The sequence below is a fragment of the Microbispora sp. NPDC046973 genome, from assembly GCF_040644495.1.
Taxonomy (GTDB): Bacteria; Actinomycetota; Actinomycetes; order Streptosporangiales; family Streptosporangiaceae; genus Microbispora.
In genome coordinates this window covers 1-21,366 of record NZ_JBEYWQ010000009.1, presented here as the reverse complement: position 1 = coordinate 21,366, position 21,366 = coordinate 1, and the positions used below count along the sequence as shown (strand labels likewise).

Here is a 21,366-nt window from a genome sequence, read left to right as displayed (position 1 = left end):
AACACCCAACGTAACTACACGAACACTGCCCGGCCAGGTTACGTACAGCGCCAAGATAGGTAGGGTCTTGAGTAGTCGTTCTCGACGGGGAAGGAGGTGACGGGGCGTGGCAGCTCGCGACGACGCTGAGGCTCGAGCCGCGCAGCGCGAACGGGAGGTCGCGGATCTCACAACACAGGTCTCCTTCCTGCAAGAGGAGATCACCGCGTTGCGCCGGAAGCTGGCCGAGTCTCCCCGGCAGGCCAGGGTCATCGAGGAGCGTCTCCACGAGGCGCAGGCACAGGTGGCCGCCCTCACAAGCCAGAACGAGCGTTTGGTCGCCACCCTCAAGGAGGCCAGGGACCAGATCGTCGCCCTCAAGGAGGAGGTCGACCGGCTGGCACAGCCGCCGTCCGGATTCGGCGTTTTCCTCGAGGCCAGGGATGACGGCACGATCGAGGTGTTCACGGGCGGGCGCAAGCTCCGTGTGAACGTCAGTCCGGCGGTCGACGTCGACTCGCTCAAGCGTGGCCAGGAGGTCATGCTGAACGAGGCGCTCAACGTCGTCGAGGCCCTCGGCTACGAGGACGTCGGCGAGATCGTGATGCTCAAGGAGTTGCTGGAGAGCGGCGACCGCGCGCTCGTCATCTCGCACGCCGACGAGGAGCGGGTCGTCAAGCTCGCCCACTCGTTGCTCGACCAGCCGCTGCGGGCCGGCGACTCCCTCCTGCTCGAACCCCGTTCCAACTACGTCTACGAGCGCATCCCCAAGTCCGAGGTGGAGGAGCTCGTCCTCGAGGAGGTCCCCGACATCTCCTACGAGGAGATCGGCGGCCTCGGCCGGCAGATCGAGCAGATCAGGGACGCCATCGAGCTGCCCTACCTGCACGCCGATCTGTTCCGCGAGCACAAGCTCCGGCCGCCGAAGGGCGTGCTGCTGTACGGCCCGCCCGGCTGCGGCAAGACGCTCATCGCCAAGGCGGTGGCCAACTCCCTGGCCAAGCAGGTCGCGGAGAAGACCGGCCAGTCCGGCAAGAGCTTCTTCCTCAACATCAAGGGCCCCGAGCTTCTCAACAAGTACGTCGGCGAGACCGAGCGGCACATCCGCCTGGTCTTCCAGCGGGCGCGTGAGAAGGCGTCCGAGGGCACCCCGGTGATCGTGTTCTTCGACGAGATGGACTCGATCTTCCGCACCCGCGGCTCCGGTGTGTCCTCCGACGTCGAGAACACCATCGTCCCCCAGCTCCTTTCGGAGATCGACGGTGTCGAGGGCCTGGAGAACGTCATCGTCATCGGCGCCTCCAACCGCGAGGACATGATCGACCCGGCGATCCTGCGGCCTGGCCGCCTGGACGTCAAGATCAAGATCGAGCGGCCCGACGCCGAGGCGGCGAAGGACATCTTCTCGAAGTACCTCGTCAGCGACCTGCCGCTGCACCCGGACGACCTGGCCGAGCACGGCAGCAGCCGCGAGGGCACGATCGCCGCGATGATCCAGCGGGTCGTCGAGCGGATGTACGCCGAGAGCGAGGAGAACCGCTTCCTCGAGGTGACCTACGCCAACGGCGACAAGGAAGTCCTCTACTTCAAGGACTTCAACTCCGGCGCCATGATCCAGAACATCGTGGACCGGGGCAAGAAGATGGCCATCAAGGAGTTCCTCGAGACCGGGCAGAAGGGCCTGCGGATCGCGCACCTGATGGCCGCCTGCGTGGACGAGTTCTCCGAGAACGAGGACCTGCCCAACACCACCAACCCCGACGACTGGGCCCGCATCTCCGGCAAGAAGGGCGAGCGGATCGTCTACATCCGCACCCTCGTGCAGGGCAAGCAGGGCACCGAGGCCGGGCGGTCGATCGACACGGTCGCCAACACCGGCCAGTACCTGTAGTAGCACCCCGGCTCCGGCCGGCCGGTGCCATCGAGGAGCGGCGCGATCGCGGATCGCGCCGCTCCTCCGGCTTTCCGGGCCCTTTCCTGCGCCGGCGCGCGGACGGGGCGGCAGCGGCGGGACAAAAGCGACCTTTAGTGACGATGGTGATCTGAGGGAACCAAACCCTGGAGCGATCACGTCAAAGAGGGCATGATCTTCCTTGGCCGGCGTGGGTAATCGCTGTGGGACAGCCTGTGAGACACCCCGTGCGACCGTCAGGACCGGCCGCGGCCGTGCCGGCCCCGGGGCCGGCCGCCGCCCCCGCGCGGGGCGCCGCCGCGGCCGTCAGGAGCCGCCGCCTGGTCGAGCTCGACGTCCTGCGCTTCGTGGCCGCGTTCGCCGTCATGGCCTTCCACTTCATGGCGGCGAGCAAGTCGCTGTGGGACGAGTACCCGACCAAGCTGTTCGAGCCGGTCGCCCGCCTGACCACGCTGGGCATCCTCGGCGTCGAGTTGTTCTTCCTCATCAGCGGGTTCGTCATCCTGATGAGCGTCTGGGGGCACACGGTCGGCGAGTTCGCCGTCTCCCGGGTGTCGCGGCTGTATCCCGCGTACTGGTTCGCCGTACTCGTGATCTTCATCATGTACCGCTTCAGCGGGGTCGCCGGGTTCGACCCCAAGCTCAGCGACGGCGAGTACCTGCTCAACCTGACCATGTTCCAGGGGGCGTTCGGCGTGGGCCACGCCGGCGGCGTCTTCTGGTCTCTCTGGGTGGAGCTGCGGTTCTACGTCCTCGTGGCGCTGTTCTCCCTCGTGGGGATCACGCTGCGGCGCTGCCTGGTGTTCCTGGCGGCCTGGTCCGGCCTCGCGCTGCTGGCCGAGTTCACCCAGAACGAGACACTGGTCTTCGTCTTCATGCCGCGGCAGGCGCCGTACTTCATCGCGGGCATGGCCTTCTTCCTGATCCACCGCTTCGGGGCGCGTTCGGGGGCCCTCGTCCCGTGGCTGCTCGTGGCCGCGGGCTACGGGATGTCCCTGTACGCCGCCATGGAGCGCGTGGGGGAGCGGGTGAGCCTGGTCGGCATCAAGTATTACCCGGCGCCCCCGGAGGCCGTCGTCGTCGCGATCACGGTCATCTACCTCCTGATGGCCGCGGTCGCCCTCGGCTGGCTGCGATGGGTGCGCTGGCGTCGCCTGATCGCTCTCGGGGCCCTCACGTATCCGCTCTATCTCCTGCACCAGACGGTCTCGGCCGTCGTGATCCCCGCGTACCGGGAGGTGGTCGACCCCTGGCTGCTGGCCGCGATCACGATGGCGGTCTCGATCGGGCTCGCGTACCTGATCTACCGTATGGTCGACAAGCCCGGTCAGCGCTGGCTTCGTGCCAGGCTGGGGGCCCTGCTCGACCGCTCCCGGAGGTCCCGTCCCCGGGGTCGCGGGGGTACCTCCCGGACTGCGGCGGCCATTCCGGCGCAAAGTCCCGAGGCATCTGTGCCGTAACTGTTCGGTAGCAGGGCATAGAGAAAGGGCTAGGCTCGGATATGACGGCGACGGATTTGATCGACGGCCTGAAGCAGGCGGGGTGCGAATGACGGTTCGGCGGGTGATGGGCATCGAGACCGAGTACGGCATCGCCGTGCCCGGTCAACCGGGAGCGAACGCGATGGTGACCTCCTCACAGGTCGTCAACGCGTACCTGGCGGCGTCGGCCGCCCGGGCTCGCCGGGCCCGGTGGGACTTCGAGGAGGAGAACCCGCTCCGCGATGCCCGAGGGTTCGACCTGGCCCGTGAGGTGGCCGACCAGAGCCAGCTCACCGACGAGGACCTCGGGCTCGCCAACGTGATCCTCACCAACGGCGCGCGCCTGTACGTCGACCACGCCCACCCGGAGTACTCCACGCCCGAGTGCACCAATCCCCGGGCCGCGGTGATCTGGGACAAGGCGGGCGAGCGGGTGATGTACGACGCCGCCGTCCGGGCGTCCTCCATGCCCGGCAACGCCCCCATCCAGCTCTACAAGAACAACACCGACGCCAAGGGCGCGTCGTACGGCTGTCACGAGAACTACCTCATGCGCCGCGCGACGCCGTTCGCCGACATCGTCAGGCACCTCACGCCGTTCTTCGTGTCGCGGCAGGTCGTCTGCGGCGCGGGCAAGGTCGGCATCGGCCAGGACTCCCGCGGCGAGGGCTTCCAGATCAGCCAGCGGGCCGACTTCTTCGAGGTCGAGGTCGGGCTGGAGACCACGCTCAAGCGGCCGATCATCAACACCCGCGACGAGCCGCACGCCGACCCGGAGAAGTACCGGCGGCTGCACGTGATCATCGGCGACGCCAACATGTCGGAAATTTCGACATATTTGAAGCTGGGTACGACGGCGCTGGTCCTGGCGATGATCGAGGAGGGGTTCCTCACCATCGACCTGACCCCCGAGTCGCCGGTCGCGGCGCTGCGCGCGGTCTCCCACGACCCGACCTGCAAGTACGAGATCGCGCTGCGCAACGGGCGGAAGATGACCGCGGTGCAGTTGCAGATGGAATACCTGGAGCAGGCCCGCAAGTACGTCGAGGACCGCTTCGGCTCGGGCGTGGACGACCTCACCAAGGACGTGCTCAACCGCTGGGAGTCGGTGCTCACCCGGCTCGCGGAGGACCCGATGCAGCTGTCCCGGGAGCTCGACTGGGTCGCCAAGCTGGAGATCCTGGAGGGCTACCGCACCCGCGACAAGCTGCCGTGGTCGCATCCGCGGCTGCAACTGGTCGACCTGCAGTACTCCGACATCCGTCCCGACCGCGGCCTGTACAACCGGCTGGTCGCCAGGGGCCGCATGCAGCGCCTGGTGACCGACGAGGACATCGACCGGGCGGTCGAGATGCCGCCCACCGACACCCGGGCCTACTTCCGCGGCCGGTGCCTGCGGCAGTACAGCGAGTCGGTCGCCGCCGCCTCCTGGGATTCGGTCATCTTCGACATCCCGGGCCGCGAGTCGCTGCAGCGCGTGCCGACACTGGAGCCGCTGCGCGGCACCAAGGCGCACGTGGGCGACCTGCTCGACCGGTGCCGTACGGCCGCCGACCTCGTCGCCGCCCTCACCGGCGAGGGCTGAGGGGAAGCGGCGCGGGCCGGCGCCCCGGTCAGTCGTGCCGGGTGATCCGGGGGACCGGCACGCCGCCGGCGCACCGCACCTCCACCTCGAGCCTGCCCTCGTCCGACTCGAACTTCACCCGGGCGCGGTCGTCCGGCCCCGGGTCGACGTCGTCGACCTCGTAGCCCTGTGCCGGGGTCCACGACTGGAGCCGGACCAGCCCGCCGTCGCACCGGGCGATCAGGCTGCCCGCGCCCGTGGAGACGAGCCTGCGTCCGGTCGCGGGCGCGGCCTTCGGTGTCTCGCCGCCCGGCGGGTCCGCCGGGGCCGCGACGGCGGGGGTGGAGGCCGGGGAGGGCGGGCCCGGGGTGTCCCGGGCGAGCGCGAGGCGGATCTCCTCGGCCGTCATCGGCCGCTCCGCCGGGCCCGTAAGCGGCCGGCCGAGCAGGCCGAGCACGGCGACGCCCGTACCGGTGGCGAGGGCGGCGGCCAGAAGCCACCCGGCGACGGCGAGTGCGAGGCGGCTGTTCACGCCGCCACTCTCCCACCCCGAACGCTAAGGGATTGCTAAGGCCCGGATAACGGACTTATGCCGCATCCGCCGGACGGCTACCGTAGCGCTCAAATGCCAAGCGTGCTGCTCATCGAAGACGACGCCCCCATCCGCACCTCCCTCACCCGGAGCCTGCGTGATCGCGGCCATGCCGTCTCCTCCGCCTCCACCGCCCTCGACGGCCTGCGGTCGGTCGTCGAGGACCGCCCCGACCTGATCGTGCTCGACCTCGGCCTGCCCGACATGGACGGCGCCGACCTGCTGCGCATGGTCCGCGCGGTGAGCCGCGTCCCGGTCATCGTCGCCACCGCCAGGGACGGCGAGGCCGAGATGGTCCGCCTGCTCGACGCCGGCGCCGACGACTACGTGGTCAAGCCCTACAGCGCCGCGCAACTCGACGCGCGCATCCGCGCCGTGCTGCGCCGGGTCGACACCGGGCGTGCGGACACCTCCCTGACGGTGGGGACCCTGCGCGTCGACCCGGGCACCAGGGAGGCGACGCTCGACGGCGCGGCGCTGGACCTGACGCCGCGGGAGTTCGACCTGCTGCACTATCTGGCGGCCCGGGCCGGGCAGGTCGTCACCAAACGGGAACTGCTCACCGAGGTCTGGCGCATCCCCTACGGGGGCACCGACAAGACGGTCGACGTCCATCTGTCCTGGCTGCGCCGCAAACTCGGCGAGACCGCCCAGCGGCCGCGCCATCTCCAGACGGTCCGCGGGGTGGGCGTGCGCCTGACCGCACCGCCCGCCGCGCCCGGGGAGTGAGCCGATGAGGCGCTGGCTCGCCGCCCTCGTCGCGGCGACCACGTCGCTCGTCCTGGTGTCGCTGCTGGTGCCGCTGGCGTTGCTGGTGCGGTCGGTGGCCCGGAGCGAGGCCGTCGCCTCCGCGACCCGGGCCGCCGAGTCCGTCGCCGTGGCCGTCGGCGCGGTGGACGAGGAGACGCTGCGGCTGACCGCCGAGCAGGCGGGCGCGTCGAGCGGACACCCCGTCACGGTCTTCCTCGCGGACGGCCGTGTGCTCGGGGCCGTGGCGGCCCGCACCCGCGCCGTCGACCTCGCCGCGCGCGGCCGGAGCCTGACCGCGGCGGTGCCCGGCGGCAGGGAGATCCTGGTGGCGGTGCAGGGGGCGCCGGGCGGCACCGCCGTGGTCCGCGCCTTCCTCGGCGACGACGACCTCGACCGCGGCGTCCATCGGACGTGGCTCGCGCTGCTGATCCTCGGGGTCGCCCTGGTCGGGCTCGGCATCCTGGTGGCCGACCGCCTCGCCCGCGCGGTCGTGCGGCCCACCACGGCGCTCGCCCAGGTCTCCCACCGCCTCGCCACGGGCGACCTGACCGTCAGGGCCACCCCGCAGGGCCCGCCCGAGGTCCGTACGGCCGGCCTGGCCCTCAACCACCTCGCGGGACGCATCTCCGACCTGCTCGCGGAGGAGCGCGAGACGGCGGCGGACGTCTCCCACCGGCTCCGCACCCCTCTGACCGGCCTGCGGCTCGAAGCGGAGTCGCTGGCGGACCCCGGCGAGGCGGCCAGGATGGAGGCCCGCGTGGACGCCCTGGAGCGGGCGGTCACCGCCGTGATCAACGACGTGCGGCGGCGGTCGCGGGAGCGGGCGTCCTGCGACGCCGTCGCGGTGGTTCGCGGCAGAGTGGAGTTCTGGTCGGTGCTGGCGGAGGACCAGTCCAGAACCGTCGCGCTCGACCTCGTGCGCGGCCCGCTGCCGGTGGCCGTCCCGGCCGAGGATCTGGCCGACTGCGTCGACGCCCTCCTCGGCAACGTCTTCGCGCACACCCCCGACGGGACGGCCTTCCGCGTCCGGCTGGCCTCCGGACCGGGTGACACGGCGGCCTTGACGGTCTCGGACGCCGGGCCCGGCTTCGGCCCCGGCGATCCGCCGGCGCGCGGGGAGAGCGGCGCGGGCTCGACGGGGCTCGGGCTGGACATCGCCCGCCGCGTGGCCGAGGATTCGGGCGGCTCCCTGGCCGTCGGCCGATCGGACCTCGGCGGCGCGGAGGTGCGCCTGCTTTTAGGGATCGCTTAGCGCGGCCCTAGCATGATCGCTGCGAACCTCGGGGCATGAGACAGACAACGAAGATCGCTCTCGCCGCCGCCGTCACCGTCACCGCTCTGGCCGCCGGGGGAACCGCCGCCGCGGCCGCGCCCACCTCTCTCTCCGCGCCCACCTCTCTTTCCGTGCACGCCTCCGCTTCCGTCTCCCCGACCTCGGTCACCCGGAGCCAGGCGGTCGCGATCGCGATGAGGAGGGTGCCCGGCGCGCGGGTGACCGAGGTCGAACGCGAGTGGGAGCACGGCCACCGCACCTGGAAGGTCGAGCTGCGCAAGGGCCACCGGGAATATCACGTGTACGTGTCCGCCGCGAGCGGGAGGATCGTCAAGTTCCGGGACAGGCACGACGACCGGGGTCACGACGACCGCCGGCACGACGACCGCCGGCACGACGACCGCCGGCACGACGACCGGGGTCACGACGACCGGGGTCACGACGACTGATCCTGGGCAGGCGGGCCCGGGCGGCACGGGGGCTACGGGAGGCGTGGAGGCCTGGGCCGGCGAGGCCCGGTCGTGGGGGAGGGCCAGTAGGGATTGTCCCGGCGACGCGACTCCACGTCGTAGAAGCGCCCCGTCGTGAGTTCGCCGGGCGCTGGGAGATCCCGGGGTGCTGTGAGTTCCCGGGGGGCGAGGGGCCACCCATGGCCGGAGGAGCGGCCGGGGTGCGCCCCGCCCGGTTTGGGCGGCGTGTTGGGCGCCGTGTTGGGGGTGGTGTTGGGCGTGGTGCGGCTTGGCAGCTCGCCGGCGGTGCGGCCCGGCGTCGCCGCCGGGATGCCCTGCCGCCGCAACACGTCCACGAGCACGTGCATCGCCTGGTCGACGCTGAGCCGCTCGTCCGGGTCGTGCCGCAGCAGGCCCTCGATCAGCGGCCGAAGGGGGCCCGCCCGGCGTGGCGGCTCCGGCTCGCGGCCGAGCAGCGCCGCGGACGGCAGCGCCTCCACGGCCGGGTACGGCGGCCGCCCCTCGACCCCGCAGTACAGCGTGGCGCCGAACGACCACAGGTCGGCGGCGGGGGCCAGGCCCTTCCCGCGCAGCCGCTCCGGGGCGAGATAGGCCCCGGAACGCGCCACGGGCACGGTCGTCGACCCGGTGGGGTCCCGGTCGAACGCGGCGATGCCGAAGTCGGTCAGCACCACCCGGTCCTCGGTCAGCATCACGTTGGCGGGCCGGATGTCCCCGTGGACGACGCCCATCGCGTGCGCGTGCCGTACGCCCGACAGGAGCTGGAAACCCACCCAGGCGGCCCAGTGGACCGGCAGCCGCCCGAGGTGGCGGACGGTGTCGCCCAGCGTGAGGCCCTGCAGGAGCTCTGTGACGATCCAGAGCCGGCCCTTGTCCTCCAGGAGGTCGTGCACGGTGATGACGGCCGGATGGCTGAGGCGGGCCGCGGAGCGGGCCTCCCGCAGCGCCTGCCGGCGGGCGGCCGGCAGGTCGGCCACGTCCACCCGGTACGGCGGCTGCACTTCCTTGATCGCGACATCGCGCTTGAGTCGGAGATCGTGTGCCTGCCACATGATCCCGCCGCCGTCGCGCCGGAAGGGCGTCAGCAGCTTGTACCGATCCGCCAGCAGTTGCCGTGCGTGCGATGCCATCGACCACCCGTGCGCTAGGTCGTGCCGTGATCCATCAATTGTCGTCCCGGACCCGGTCGCTCTGCGCCGAAAGGCGGCCACGGGGCGTGTGACGTCGATAACGATCCGGTCTAACGAAGGCGGCCTCCGAGGGCCGATGTGCCCGCCGCGAGGCCGGATCCCGCGCGTTTGCCTTCCCGGGCCTCACCGGGTTGTCTGGCCACAGCGGCCCGGCCGAAGATCGCGCGCTCTTTCGCGCGCATTGTCGGTCGGTTCGGGGAAGATATGGGGAGAGGCGTCCCCCCGAGCAGCGGAGGTGTCAGGGATGGCGACCAAGGAGAGCGGCGGCCAGAAGCAGACCGGGCGCCAGGAGCACGAAGTCGAAGAGGTCGAGGCGCAGGCGTCCCCGGACGTCCAGGAGCGTCACGAGAAGCTCACCGACGACGTGGACGCGATCCTGGACGAGATCGACGAGGTCCTCGAGGAGAACGCGGAGGAGTTCGTCCGTTCCTACGTGCAGAAGGGCGGGCAGTAGCCCGGGCGGGAGGCGTCCGGGCCGGTGGCGGCCGCGCCGGGGAACGTTCCCGGCAGGGCCGCCGTCGGGCCCGGAAACCCCCGTCGAACGCGTCCTCGTCCGCCGCGCCGCGATGACCGGCGCACCAAGCCGCCCGCGGCGGCGATGCGGCAGACGATGACCCGTCAGCCGACGACGCGGTGAGCGGCGCCGGCAGGCCGCCCCGGCTCCAGTGCAGGTCGCGCAGGCCGGGCGTCAGGCGCTGCCGAGATGGGCGAGATGGACGGTCGCGATCTCGAAGGGCTTCAGCGGGACGCGCACCGTCCGCCACGACGCCGCGGGTTTCTGCCCGTCCGCCCAATCGCCGGGGAACACCTCGTCGCGGGACACCTCCAGAGGGCTCAGGGGAGAGCCCAGCACGCCGGCCGTCCAGGCCGCGGTGAAATCTCCCCGGACGACCGCCTCGGTGGCCGTGGGATGCTCGGCCACCAGGCGGACCTCCAGCCGTCCGTCCCGCTCGCGCAGAGCGGCCATCATGACCCCGTCCCCGCTGATCGCGACGCGACCCCCTCCGCCCGGGCCTTCCCCGTCCGCGTCGCTCGCACCGGCGGCGCCGGTGCCCGGCACGGCGAGCAGGTCGTGGCGGAACTCCTCGGCGAGCCTCGGCAGCCCGGCCTCGTGCCACTCGCCCGCGTACGGCAGGACGGCGAGGCGCACGGTCAGCGGCCCCTGGCACTGGGCGGCCGGGGTGGGCACCTCGGGCCCTGCGGGCTCGTCGCGGTAGGGGTTGCGGTTCCTGGACAGGTAGCCGACCGACCGCACGAGCGTCAGCGCCATCTCGGTCCCGTCCCCGCTGCTCCCGTCCCTGACGATCTCGTACTCGGTGACGTGGTCGAGCAGCACGGCCAGGCCGCCGGCGGCGGCGAAGGACTCGGCGGGGAAGGTCGGGATCGGCCGCTCGCCGCCCCCGTCCCTGCCTCCGCCCTCGGCCGTGAGACCCCGCCGCACCACGGCGAACTGTCCTTCGGCGTACGATGCGGCCGCCGCGCGGGGCAGCGGCGCGTGCCAGCGGACGCGGTGGTCGCGGCAGCGCACGTCCATGGTGATCTCGCACCGCGCGAACGGCTCGCCGGCCCTGAGCTCCACCCGGGTCGTGACGGCCGTCGGCACCGTCTCGGCGGCCTCGTCGTCGGCGTCGCCGAGGCCGGCCGGCCAGTCGTACACCCGCGTGATCGCGTACGCGCCGGTCAGCGGGCCCGAGCAGACCTCCTCGACGACGACGCGGGAGGGCCGCTCGACGAGCCGGTCGTCCGGCGGGGGCGCGTGGTTGTAGGTGTCGCCGGCGTCCCCGCCGTGGACGATCCGCCCGACGCCGTGGATCTCGGTCCCGTCCGCGCCGCGCAGCGAGAGCGTCCCGTCGCCGGCCACCCGCACCCGCAGCAGACCGTTGTCCAGCACCGGCTCGAACCCGCAGGCGTCGGTCGTCAGCGCGCCGGCGACGGGGGCGGGCCGGCCGGGCGCGGGCGGACGGGCCGTGAGGACGGCACGGCCGAGCGGCGGCACGGTGACCAGCGCGGCCACGGTGACCACGGGCTCGGCCACCGTGCGGACGACCCACGGCCCCGGACCGGCCTCCAGGACGGCCCGGCGCAGGTCCTCGTAGGCGTACGCGCCGGAGGCGTGCCTGCTCACGGTGACGGTGAACACGCCGTCTCCGGCGTGCCAGGAGACGATCTCGTGGCCGTACAGTTCCCGCTCGTGCACGCGCCCGAGAAGCCGGGACAGGTCGTCCATGACGGTCTCGTCGAGCAGGGTCGGCGCGTGTTCCAGCCGCTGCACGGGGACGGCGCGGCCCGAGGAGTCCGCCAGGGACGCGCGGTCCTCCGGCAGGTCGGCGAGCACCAGGCCGGTCCGCTCGAACGGGGACGGATTGACGACCACGAGCGCGCCCTTCGGCGCGGCCTCGGCGAGGGACGCCGCGACCAGGTCCACGACCGCCTGGGCCGTCTGCCCGGCCTCGGCGATCCTGGCGCCCACCTGCTGGGCGGTCTCGTCCGAGCCGCACCCGGTGACCGAGTCGTGCCCGCTGCAGGCGATGACCGACCGCCAGGCCATGTCGACGAGGCGCTCGCAGGCGGACCGGTCGGCGAGCCACAGCGCCGACAGCGGTTCGGCGTAGCGGGTGAGGATCCGCTCGGCCCGCGCCATGGCCTGCTTCAGCGGCACCCGGGCCGAGATCACGCCGGGCAGGATGTTGGCCCGCGCGTGCGAGCGCAGCTCGCCCACCACCCGCGGCACCTGTCCATGCGCTCCGTCCGCGCGATCGCCGGTCAGGGCCTCGGCGAGGGTGGCGACGCGGAGCCCCGAGGCGGTGATCTCGCGGGCCGGCGCCGAGTGGTCCGCGCCGTACATCGCCAGCAGGGTGTCACCGGCCGCCCAGCCCTTCGCCGTGGAGACGAAGGCCGTCACGCGGTCGGGCATCGCCTCGGCCGGGCCGGTGAACAGCCCGAAGGCGTTGCCGTACCCGCCGGGCAGATACCTGGTCCTGATCGTGGTGCCGTCGGCGCCGGTCCAGTCGAAGGCGTCGCGGTCCACATGCGCGGGCACGCCGCGCCACAGGCACGCCAGGCGCAGCCCCGCCAGCGCCAGCATCTGCGGCATCTGGGCGCAGTGGCCGAACTGGTCGGGCAGGTAGCCGACGGGCATGGCGCCGCCGAGCGCGGCGGCGCCCCGCATGCCGTACTCCAGGTTGCGCAGCAGGGTCTCACCCGAGCACAGGAACTCGTCGGCGAGGATCAGCCAGGGCCCGACGGCCAGCCGTCCCTCGGCGACGAAGCGGGCGACGTCGCCGCGCCGCGCGGGCCGGATCTCCAGGTAGTCCTCGATCGCCGCGAGCTGGCCGTCCATCGTGAAGCGATAGGCGGGGTCGGCGGCCATGGCGTCCACCACCTCGTCGAGCACCCGCACCAGCCCGACCCGGAACCGCTGGAAGGGCAGATACCACTCCCGGTCCCAGTGCGTGTGCGGGACCACCACGATCCTGTCGCTATCTGCTGAGGCTCTCCTCGGCGTGACCGCTGGCTCCACTCCCGCCCTCCTCGGCGTAGCTGCTGTCGGCCCCGGCGGTCGCCTCCCTCGGGGCGCCGGTGACCTCCTGGGCGCACTCCCCGCCGATGGGGATGCCCGCCCACCGCGCGTACCGGTGCACGATCCGCTGCGCGGTGACGATATCCTCCAGGGCCCCGTCGAGTCCGGTGAGCGGCGGTTCCTCCTGGGTGACGAAGCGGTGGAAGGCGCGCAGCTGGCGTTCGAACGCCTCGGCGACGTCCTCGTTGACGACCGTCCGCTCGGTGGTGCCGACCCGGCAGGTGACCGTCAGCCGGGTGGGCGCGTTCAGCAGATAGGGGGAGGGGAAGCGCAGCTCCAGCGAGCCGTGCTCGTGGTGCAGCGTCATGACCTCGTGATAGGCCGGGTAGCTCGTCAGGTAGTGCCACCGGATGCCGTACCTGCCGGAGCACTCGCCTCCGAGCGTCCCGCTCACCTCGAGGGACGGCGGGAACGCCTCCACCGGCCAGACGGCCACGTGGTCCACGGTGTCGGGTGACCCGGTGAACAGGCGCATCAGCGACAGCTCGTGGCACAGGCTGCTCAGCAGCACCTCCGCGTACAGGCGGCGCAGCCGCTCCGACGACGTGCCGAGCGCGGCGGTGAGCGCCCGCTCGTCGGCCTCCGCGTAGGGGGCCACCCGCTCGGGCGCGGGCCGTCCGGGCCGCGCCCGGGCGAACAGCAGTTGCGACTCCTCCGACGGGTGCAGCACGGTCGCGTCCAGGTGGCGGACGACCTCCGGCCCCCCGGCCTCGTGCAGCGCCTCCAGCAGCCGCTGGGAGGCCGGGTCGTACTGCTTCATGTAGCCGGCCATCAGCCGCCGGCCGGAAAAGCCGCTCAGCTCGGCCCGGCTGTAGGCGAGGGGCTTTTCGCACAGCACCCACAGGCCGCGTTCGAGTGCGGCCCGCACCAGCGGCCCGTGGGACCCCGGCGTGAGCACGATCAGCGCGTCGAACCCGCCCCTGTCGAGCATCGCCAGCGGGTCGTCGTACGCCGGGACGCCCGCCTCCCGGCCGACCGTCTCCGCGTGCCCGGGGTCGAGGTCGCACACGGCCGCGATCCGGAACAGGTCGCGCCGCCGTGTCAGCAGGGGCAGGTAGACGACCTGCGCGACCACGCCCAGCCCGGCGATCCCCACCTTCACCGTCTCCACGTCCTCACCCTCCTCCGCTCGGCGACCTGCCCTGCACCTCCCCATCGGGGGCGGAGCACAACCCCGTCACGTGCAGACGGCCACCACCTCGTTGGCGGGCGTCTCCAGCCGGTGCACCCCGGGACGGGCGGGCAGGAGGGCGAGGTCCCCTCGGACCACCCGCCGGGTCCGCGGGCCCCACAGCACCAGCCCGTCGGCGTCCACGGCGAGGAACTCGTCCTCCAGCCGCAGCAGCAGCGGGGCGCCGGGGGAGGCCGACACCGCCGTCCGCCCCTCCGCCACGGCCCGTACGACTTCCCCGGCCGCCTCGGGACCCCGGCCGTCGCCCTCGGCGAGCACCCAGGTCGTCGGCGCGCCGGGCAGGTGACCCTCCTCGGGCCGGTGGTAGTCGCCGCCGCCCACCACCACGAGATCGCCGGCCGGGTCGCCGGTCGAATCGCCCGTCCAGGCCTGCGCCCAGGCCAGCGGCGCGCCCCAGCTGCGGTCCTGCCAGCTCCAGTGCCACAGCTCGACGACCCGCGGCCGGTCGGCCATCGGGTGCCGCCAGGCGCAGTCGGCCGCCACCGGATGGTTGACCGACAGCACCCCGCCCCGGTCGCGCACGACCTTCGCCCACTCGTCCGGGGGCCGCCGGAAGTCGATCCAGCCGACGTCCCCGAGGGCTCCGGCGTGCCCGAGGTCGGTGGTCACCTCCTGCCCCGGCACGAGCACGATGCCGGCCAGCGCCGAGGCCGCCGCGAGCTCCACGTGGTGGCTGACGGTGTTGTGGTCGGTCACCGCGAGGAAGTCCAGCCCGGCCGCGGCCGCCACACAGGCCAGTTCGTAGACGCTCAGCGTCCCGTCCGAGTGGTCGGTGTGCGCGTGCAGGTCCCCGGCGAGCCAGCGGTATCCCGGCGGCGACGGCAGGCGGCGCCGTACGGCGGCGGGCTCGGGCGGAACGGGCCCGGGCACCCGGGAGAAGCGGGTGCGGCGCCGGCGCGGCCGGACGGGCGGCCGCACGTGCCTGATCACCCGGATCTCGTACGGCAGACCGCCGAGGGGCACCCGGTGCAGCCCGACCAGCACCCGCCACACCCCCGGCTCGATCTCGCCGGGCAGGTAGCCGGGGGTGGCCCAGGAGGGGGTGATGGTGTACTCCGAGCGCGCGCCGCCCGACCAGCCGCGAAACCCGGCGGGCCCGGCGCAGCCGAGGTCGAGCACGCCGGCCGACCGGTCGTAGGACAGGCGCACCGTGAGGGCGGCCGTGCCGGGCCGCACCTCCACCGGCACCTCGGCCACCGGCCCGGCCAGCCGGTCGTCCAGCGTCCACGTCCCGCTGATCGCGGCCCTTGTCGTCACGCGCCACCCACCAGGGCGTCGTCCCGGTAGAGCAGCGCCCGGCCGGGACGGGGCACCGCCCAGGCGGCCGTCCCCGGCGGGGGCTCGGCGCCCTCGGGCACCACCACCTGCAGCAGGTGGTCCGCGCACTCCAGCGTGACGAGATGGGCCGTGCCGAGGTTCTCCACCACCGCCACCTTCCCCCGGAACGCTCCCTTCTCCCCGGGCTCCCGGGTGGTCAGGTCGGCGTACTCGGGCCGCAGGCCGTACAGGACCTCGCCGTCGCGGAAGCCGTTCAGCAGGCGCAGGCCGTCCGGCAGGGGGAACTCGGCCCCGGCCACCCGCAGCACGCCGTCGTCGGCGACGCCCGGCAGCAGGTTCATCGGGGTGGACCCGATGAAGGAGGCCACGAACGTGGTGGCCGGGCGCCGGAACACCTCGGACGGCGTGCCGAGCTGCGTGATCCGCCCGGCCGACATGACCGCGATGCGGTCGGCGAGCGCGAGCGCCTCGCTCTGGTCGTGCGTGACGAAGACCGTGGTCACCCCCAGCTCGCGCTGCAGGCGTTTGAGGAACGTGCGGGCCTCCAGCCGCAGCCGGGCGTCCAGGTTCGACAACGGCTCGTCGAACAGGAACGCCTTCGGGTGGCAGGCGACCGCACGGGCGAGCGCCACCCGCTGCTGCTGCCCGCCCGACAGTTGCCCGGGCCTGCGGTCCAGCAGCTCCGACAGGCTGAGCCGCGACGCGGTCTCGGCGGCCTTGGCCTCGCGCTCGGCCCGCGGGACCTTCTTGATCCGCAGCGGATAGGCGATGTTGGCGGTGACGTCCATGTGCGGGAACAGCGCGTAGTCCTGGAAGACCATCGCGACGTCCCGCCGTCCCGGGGGCGTCCCGGTCACGTCCACGCCGCCGATCTCGATCCGGCCCGCGGTGGGGGTCTCCAGGCCGGCGATCGTCCGCAGCAGCGTCGTCTTGCCGCAGCCCGACGGGCCGAGCAGCGCGAAGAACTCGCCGTCGCCGATCTCCAGGTCGAGCGAGTCGACCGCCCGCACCCCGCCGGGGAACTCCTTGGTCAGGCCGCGCAACGCGATCACCGCTTGATCCCCCCGTGGAAGCGGAAGCCGTACCTCCGGCTGACGAACACGTACATCACCACCACCGGCAGCGAGTAGAGCAGCGAGAACGCCGAGATCACGTCGAGGCGCGGCGCGCCGCCCTCGGTGTAGAGCGTGTAGAGGATGACCGCGCCGGGGGCCTTGTCCGGGTCGCGCAGCAGGATGAACGGCTGCAGGAAGCTGCCCCACACGTTGGCGACCGCCCACACCGCGATCGTCGCCAGGCCGGGCCGCACCAGCGGGATCACGACGTGCCGCAGCACCTGCCCCGGCGACGCGCCGAACACCCGCGCCGACTCCTCGTACGACGTGGGCGTGGCGTCCATGAAGTCCTTCAGGATGAAGATCGCGGCGGGCAGCAGGCCGCCCGACAGCGTGAGCACGACGCCGAGGTGGGTGTCGATCAGGTTGAGCCGGGTCGCCAGCTCGAACAGCGGCACCATCGCCGCCGTCCCCGTCACCACCGACGACAGGAGCAGCAGCACGTACAGCAGCGCGTCGCGGCCCGGCACCCGCGCCCGCGACAGCGCGTACGCCGCCAGCGCGGCCAGCGTCACGACCAGGGCCGCGCTGCCGCACGCCTGGATCAGCGAGTTGCGCAGCGAGCCCAGCGCGTACGGGTTGTCCAGCAGCGCCCGGAAGTTCGCCAGCGTGAACTCCGGCACCGAGGCCGTGATCGACGGGTGGGCGTCGAACGGCGCCGAGGCCAGCCACAGCAGCGGCAGCGTGAAGAACCCCAGCACCAGGGCCAGGAACGTGGCTCGCCCGAGGACCGCGAGCGCGTGGCGCACCGGCGGGGTCACGGCGTCCTCACCTCGCCCCTGGAGCGCAGGAGCCGCAGGTAGGCGAACGCCAGGACCAGGTTGACCAGCAGGACGAGGAAGGAGACCGCCGCGCCGAAACCGAGCCTGCCGCCGCTCATCGCGACGTTGTAGATGTAGACGGGCAGGATCTCCGACCGTCCCTCGGGGCCTCCGGCGGTCAGCTGGAAGGCCGTGAAGTCGTTGAACGTCCACAGCGTGATCAGTAGCAGGTTCGTCAGCACGTGCCCCTTGACGTGCGGGAAGACCACGTCCCTGAGCTGCTGGAGCGTCGAGGCCCCGGAGAGCCTCGCGGTCTCCAGGTGCGACGGCGGCACGTTCTCCAGCGCCGCGCCGTAGAGCATCATCGAGAACGCCGTGCCGCGCCAGACGTTGAACACGACGATCGACGCCATGGGGTGGTCGAGCAGCCAGGCGAAGCCGGGCGTGTGCAGGATCGCGTTCAGCGTCCCGCCGTCGCGGTCCAGCAGCGCGATCCACAGGAACGCGACGACCGACGACGGCAGGATCCACGCCAGCAGCACCAGCCCCTCGGTGAGGCTCTTCAGCGGCCCCCGCCGGTCGCGCAGCGCCCACGCGATCGCGAACCCGAGCACCGCCTGCCCGAGCACGGCCGAGCCGAGCACGAACTGCACGGTGAGCCACAGCGACGTGCGGAACCGCTCGTCGCCCAGCGCCTCGGCGTAGTTGGCCGCCCCCACCACGTGGGGATCGGCCGCCGCGAGGCCCGTGAGCCGGTAGTCCGTGAGGCCGAGGTAGACGGTCCACAGCGCGGGGAAGACCAGGAACACCCCGATCAGCACCAGCGCCGGCACCACGAAACCGAGCGCGCGAGGCGTGCTCAGCGTGCCGGACTCAGCTCGCGACATGCTCAGCTCGCGACATTGGCGGGGCCGCCGACGAGGGACTCGACCTTGCGCTGGTAGGCGGCGGCCGCCTCGTCCACGCCCGTGCCCGCCACGACCGCGGCCGTGGCCTCCTGCAGGGCGACCGACACCTGCGGGTAGACGGCCAGCGGCGGCCGGTACGCCGTGAGGGGCAGGACCTCGTCGGAGACGAACTTCAGCATCGGGTCGGCCCCCAGCACCGTGTCGTTCACGTCCTTGCGCGCCGTGATCCGGGCGGCCCCGGCGAGCTGCGACGTGGTGGCCTCGGCCGAGTGCATGAACGACAGCAGCTCCCAGGCCAGCTTCGGGTTCTTCGAGTTGGGGTTGAGCACCCGCACGGCGCCGCCGGACATGCTGACGAAGTCCTGGCCCCGGATGCCGGCGCCGGGACGCTGGGCGGGGATCAGGGCGTAGCCGACGAGGGAGTCGCGGTCCTTCATCGGGGCGACCCCGGCCTTGGGCTCGATCACCGACCGCCAGAAGTAGTCGCCCTCCGCCAGGATGGCGATCCTGCCCTCGGCGAACTGGGCGAACGACTTGTCCCGTCCCCGCGCCTCCTGCTGGAGTCTCGGGTCGCCGAGGCCGCCGGAGTAGACCTGGCGGTAGAAGCCGAGCACGTCCCTGAGCGCCCGGGAGGCGCCGGTCCACTTGCCGTCCGCGTAGATCTGCGCCCCCGCGCCCGCCAGCAGCGGCAGCGCGCCCTGCATGGTCGTCGCCTCGCCCATGGCGGTGCCGGCGTCGATCTGGATCGGGACGGGGACGCCGGCCCTCTTGAGCGCCGCGCCGGCGTCGAGGATCTCCTGCCAGCTCCGCGGCTGCCAGCGGTCCGGCAGGCCGGCCTTGCGGAACAGGGCCCTGTTGTAGAACAGCACCCGTCCGTCGGTGCCCTGCGGCAGGCCGTACCTCCTGCCCTCGAACGTGCCGAGACCCTGCACGGCCTGCGGGATCTGGCTCCAGCCCTCCCAGGAGTCCGCCTCGGGACCGGCGACCTCGGCGAGCGGCTTGATGTACCCGGCCTGGGCGAACTCGCCCACCCAGATGCCGTCGAGGTCGATGACGTCGGCGCCCGCCCGCGACTTGAGGTCGAGGGCGACCTTCGTCTTGTACTGCTCGTCGTCCACGCCGCTCGGCTGGAACACCACGCGGACGTTCCGGCCCTTGGCCTTCTGCGCGGCCTCGAACCGGGGGATGACCCACTTGGCCGTCCAGTCGGCGGTCTCGGCGTTCTTGCCGCCGGAGATCGCGTTGGCGGTGATGGTCAGGGTGACGCCCTCGCCCGTGGAGCCGCCGGAGCCGCCGGTGCCGCAGGCGCCCAGAGTCAACAGGGCCACCGCCGCCACCGCGAGCGCAGGTCTCATGATCGACCTCCCCGTAAGTCCTGACGTACGGACAAATCGACACTCGCACGCGATTACCGACACGTAAAGAAACGGTTTGGTGAACGAGTAAGGGACGTGCGCCCGGCCTCTTGTGGGATGTCTGGTTCGCGCTGAGCTGATCGGGAAGAGTGCAACCAGCGCTGAGACCTGAGTAGGGTCGGGCTTAACAACGCATGCTTGGAGGGAGTCGCGTGGCATCTCAGCCAGCCTGGATGAACAGCCTCTTCACATATACGGGATCGTCGTCGTTCTCGGAGTTCCTAGGCGTGCACGCGCCGAACCTGCTGCCCGCCCGCAACGAGTCGCTGGCGGCGCCGGTGGGTGACGAGATCCCGCACGCGACCACCATCGTCGCGGCGACCTGCGCCGGCGGCGTGGTGATGGCGGGCGACAGGCGTGCGACCTCCGGGAACATCATCTCGCAGCGGGACATCGAGAAGGTGTTCCGCACCGACGACTACTCCTGCATGGGCATCGCGGGCACCGCGAGCACCGGCCTGGAGCTGGCCCGGCTCTACCGGGTCGAGCTGGAGCACTACGAGAAGACCGAAGGTCGCTCGCTGTCGACCGAGGGCAAGGCGCACCGCCTGGCCACCATGATCCGCGGGAACCTGCCCATGGCGATGCAGGGCCTCGTGGTCGTGCCGCTCTTCGCGGCCTACGACCCGGCCCGCGACGTCGGCCGGATCTTCAGCTACGACGTGGGCGGCGGGCCGTACGAGCAGAAGGAGTTCCACTCGATCGGCTCGGGTTCGATCTTCGCCCGGGGCTCGCTCAAGAAGCTCTACCGGGAGAACTCCAGCCCGCAGGACACGGTCCTGGCCTGCCTGCACGCCCTGTACGACGCCGCCGACGACGACTCGGCGACCGGCGGCCCCGACGTGATGCGGAAGATCTGGCCGGTCGTGTCCGTCATCACCGCCGACGGCTTCCGCCGCCTCCCGGACGACGAGGTCGCCGAGTTCGTGGAGTCCATGCTGGAGAGGCGGATGACCGCCCCCGAAGGCCCGACCGCGCCGCTGCGCTAACCCAAGAGAGGATCACCCCCGGTGTCCATCCCCTTCGGAGGATATGCCTCACCCGAGCAGATCATGCGGGACAGGGCGGAGTATGCCCGCAAGGGCATCGCTCGCGGTCGCAGCGTGGTCGTGATGCAGTACGCCGACGGCATCCTGTTCGTGGCGCCCAACCCGTCCAAGGCACTGCACAAGATCAGTGAGATCTACGACCGCATCGGCTTCGCCGCGGTGGGGCGCTACAACGAGTTCGAGTCGCTCCGCCTGGCCGGCATCCGCTACGCGGACATCAACGGCTACACGTTCAACCGCAACGACGTCACCGGCCGGGGCCTGGCGAACCTGTACGCCCAGCAGCTCGGCATGATCTTCACCGAGTCGATCAAGTCGTTCGAGGTGGAGATCGTCGTCGCGGAGGTCGGCGACGCCCCCGAGGACGACCAGATCTACCGGATCACCTTCGACGGCTCGGTCTTCGACGAGCAGGGCATGGCCGTGATCGGCGGCCAGGCCGACGCCGTCGGAGGTCGCCTGAAGGAGCGCTACAGCGAGGGACTGCCGCTGCCGCAGGCCCTCGACGCCGCGCTGAGCGCCCTGACCGAGCCGGGAGGGGAGCGCCCCCCGGCGCCCCAGATCGAGGTCGCCGTCCTCGACCGGGGCAGGGAGCACCGCAAGTTCCTGCGCCTGACCGGGCCTCGCCTGGAGAAGCTCCTGGAGACCGCCAAGGAGAGCCAGGAGGGCGCGCAGCGGCCCGCGGCCGAGGAGTCTTCCGCCGAGCAGGCCGAGGCGGAGCAGGCTCCCGGCACCGCCCCGCCGATCGCCCCCGAGGGCGACATCGACACGGGCTCCGGCGAGTAGCCGGGCGGTGGTCTCCGACCTGATCGAGACGGTCAGCGGCACCACCTACTTCGTGAAGAAGATCTCCGGCG

18 protein-coding genes are annotated in these 21,366 nt (G+C 72.3%); 9 read left to right on the top strand and 9 right to left on the bottom strand.

The window, feature by feature from the left end; translation table 11 throughout:
* Positions 1 to 106: 106 nt before the first annotated feature.
* The 3 genes from arc to dop all read left to right on the top strand — a co-directional run bounded on the left by arc (position 107) and on the right by dop (position 4,957).
* Positions 107 to 1,870: a proteasome ATPase gene (gene arc, locus ABZ860_RS18575; RefSeq protein ID WP_357221526.1), complete on the top strand. Its 1,764-nt coding sequence runs from the start codon at positions 107 to 109 to the stop codon at positions 1,868 to 1,870.
* Between the two features lie 275 nt (positions 1,871 to 2,145).
* On the top strand, positions 2,146 to 3,351 hold the full coding sequence (locus ABZ860_RS18570) for an acyltransferase (protein WP_357221523.1): 1,206 nt from the start codon (positions 2,146 to 2,148) through the stop codon (positions 3,349 to 3,351).
* Positions 3,352 to 3,439: 88 nt separating this feature from the next.
* Entirely contained in the window at positions 3,440 to 4,957 is a 1,518-nt protein-coding gene (gene dop / locus ABZ860_RS18565) for a depupylase/deamidase Dop (RefSeq protein WP_357222038.1), read from the top strand.
* Positions 4,958 to 4,985: 28 nt separating this feature from the next.
* Here dop and ABZ860_RS18560 read toward each other — a convergent pair whose 3' ends face one another.
* Positions 4,986 to 5,468: a hypothetical protein gene (locus tag ABZ860_RS18560; protein ID WP_357221520.1), complete on the bottom strand. Its 483-nt coding sequence runs from the start codon at positions 5,466 to 5,468 to the stop codon at positions 4,986 to 4,988.
* A gap of 93 nt (positions 5,469 to 5,561) precedes the next feature.
* On the opposite strand from ABZ860_RS18560, the gene ABZ860_RS18555 reads away from it, so the two are divergent.
* The 3 genes from ABZ860_RS18555 to ABZ860_RS18545 are packed head-to-tail and all read left to right on the top strand — an operon-like array spanning position 5,562 to position 8,000.
* Positions 5,562 to 6,257 (top strand): response regulator transcription factor, encoded by a 696-nt coding sequence (locus ABZ860_RS18555; RefSeq protein WP_357221517.1) that lies wholly within the window; start codon positions 5,562 to 5,564, stop codon positions 6,255 to 6,257.
* 4 nt (positions 6,258 to 6,261) lie between these two features.
* Positions 6,262 to 7,530: a HAMP domain-containing sensor histidine kinase gene (locus tag ABZ860_RS18550; protein ID WP_357221514.1), complete on the top strand. Its 1,269-nt coding sequence runs from the start codon at positions 6,262 to 6,264 to the stop codon at positions 7,528 to 7,530.
* A 35-nt stretch (positions 7,531 to 7,565) separates the two neighbouring features.
* Positions 7,566 to 8,000, top strand: a complete 435-nt coding sequence (locus ABZ860_RS18545) for a PepSY domain-containing protein (RefSeq protein WP_357221512.1) — start codon at positions 7,566 to 7,568, stop codon at positions 7,998 to 8,000.
* 32 nt (positions 8,001 to 8,032) lie between these two features.
* On the opposite strand, the gene ABZ860_RS18540 is transcribed toward ABZ860_RS18545, so the two are convergent.
* Positions 8,033 to 9,151 (bottom strand): serine/threonine-protein kinase, encoded by a 1,119-nt coding sequence (locus tag ABZ860_RS18540; RefSeq protein WP_357221509.1) that lies wholly within the window; start codon positions 9,149 to 9,151, stop codon positions 8,033 to 8,035.
* A 304-nt stretch (positions 9,152 to 9,455) separates the two neighbouring features.
* On the opposite strand from ABZ860_RS18540, the gene ABZ860_RS18535 reads away from it, so the two are divergent.
* The gene (locus tag ABZ860_RS18535; protein WP_357221506.1) at positions 9,456 to 9,665 is read left to right on the top strand and encodes a ubiquitin-like protein Pup; all 210 of its coding nucleotides are present in this window, start codon (positions 9,456 to 9,458) and stop codon (positions 9,663 to 9,665) included.
* 234 nt (positions 9,666 to 9,899) lie between these two features.
* Here the strand turns inward: ABZ860_RS18535 and ABZ860_RS18530 are convergent, their stop codons facing one another.
* The 7 genes from ABZ860_RS18530 to ABZ860_RS18500 all read right to left on the bottom strand — a co-directional run bounded on the left by ABZ860_RS18530 (position 9,900) and on the right by ABZ860_RS18500 (position 19,400).
* The gene (locus ABZ860_RS18530; protein ID WP_357221503.1) at positions 9,900 to 12,680 is read right to left on the bottom strand and encodes an alpha-mannosidase; all 2,781 of its coding nucleotides are present in this window, start codon (positions 12,678 to 12,680) and stop codon (positions 9,900 to 9,902) included.
* A gap of 10 nt (positions 12,681 to 12,690) precedes the next feature.
* Positions 12,691 to 13,902, bottom strand: coding sequence for a Gfo/Idh/MocA family oxidoreductase (locus ABZ860_RS18525; RefSeq protein WP_357221499.1), 1,212 nt, complete (start codon positions 13,900 to 13,902; stop codon positions 12,691 to 12,693).
* Positions 13,903 to 13,968: 66 nt separating this feature from the next.
* Positions 13,969 to 15,240 (bottom strand): CehA/McbA family metallohydrolase, encoded by a 1,272-nt coding sequence (locus tag ABZ860_RS18520; RefSeq protein WP_357221496.1) that lies wholly within the window; start codon positions 15,238 to 15,240, stop codon positions 13,969 to 13,971.
* A complete protein-coding gene (locus ABZ860_RS18515; RefSeq protein ID WP_357221493.1) occupies positions 15,237 to 16,313 on the bottom strand; it encodes an ABC transporter ATP-binding protein in 1,077 nt (358 codons plus the stop codon). Before ABZ860_RS18515 ends, ABZ860_RS18520 begins: the two co-directional genes overlap by 4 nt.
* Positions 16,310 to 17,137, bottom strand: a complete 828-nt coding sequence (locus ABZ860_RS18510) for a carbohydrate ABC transporter permease (protein ID WP_357221490.1) — start codon at positions 17,135 to 17,137, stop codon at positions 16,310 to 16,312. The genes ABZ860_RS18515 and ABZ860_RS18510 overlap by 4 nt, the downstream gene beginning before the upstream one ends.
* A complete protein-coding gene (locus ABZ860_RS18505; RefSeq protein WP_357221487.1) occupies positions 17,134 to 18,024 on the bottom strand; it encodes a sugar ABC transporter permease in 891 nt (296 codons plus the stop codon). The genes ABZ860_RS18510 and ABZ860_RS18505 overlap by 4 nt, the downstream gene beginning before the upstream one ends.
* Before the next feature lie 2 nt (positions 18,025 to 18,026).
* Positions 18,027 to 19,400, bottom strand: a complete 1,374-nt coding sequence (locus ABZ860_RS18500) for an extracellular solute-binding protein (protein WP_357221484.1) — start codon at positions 19,398 to 19,400, stop codon at positions 18,027 to 18,029.
* A 233-nt stretch (positions 19,401 to 19,633) separates the two neighbouring features.
* On the opposite strand from ABZ860_RS18500, the gene prcB reads away from it, so the two are divergent.
* Together prcB and prcA are read left to right on the top strand one after the other, a co-directional pair.
* Positions 19,634 to 20,449, top strand: coding sequence for a proteasome subunit beta (prcB, locus tag ABZ860_RS18495; protein WP_357222036.1), 816 nt, complete (start codon positions 19,634 to 19,636; stop codon positions 20,447 to 20,449).
* A gap of 21 nt (positions 20,450 to 20,470) precedes the next feature.
* Positions 20,471 to 21,295, top strand: coding sequence for a proteasome subunit alpha (gene prcA, locus ABZ860_RS18490; protein ID WP_357221481.1), 825 nt, complete (start codon positions 20,471 to 20,473; stop codon positions 21,293 to 21,295).
* Positions 21,296 to 21,366: the final 71 nt, after the last annotated feature.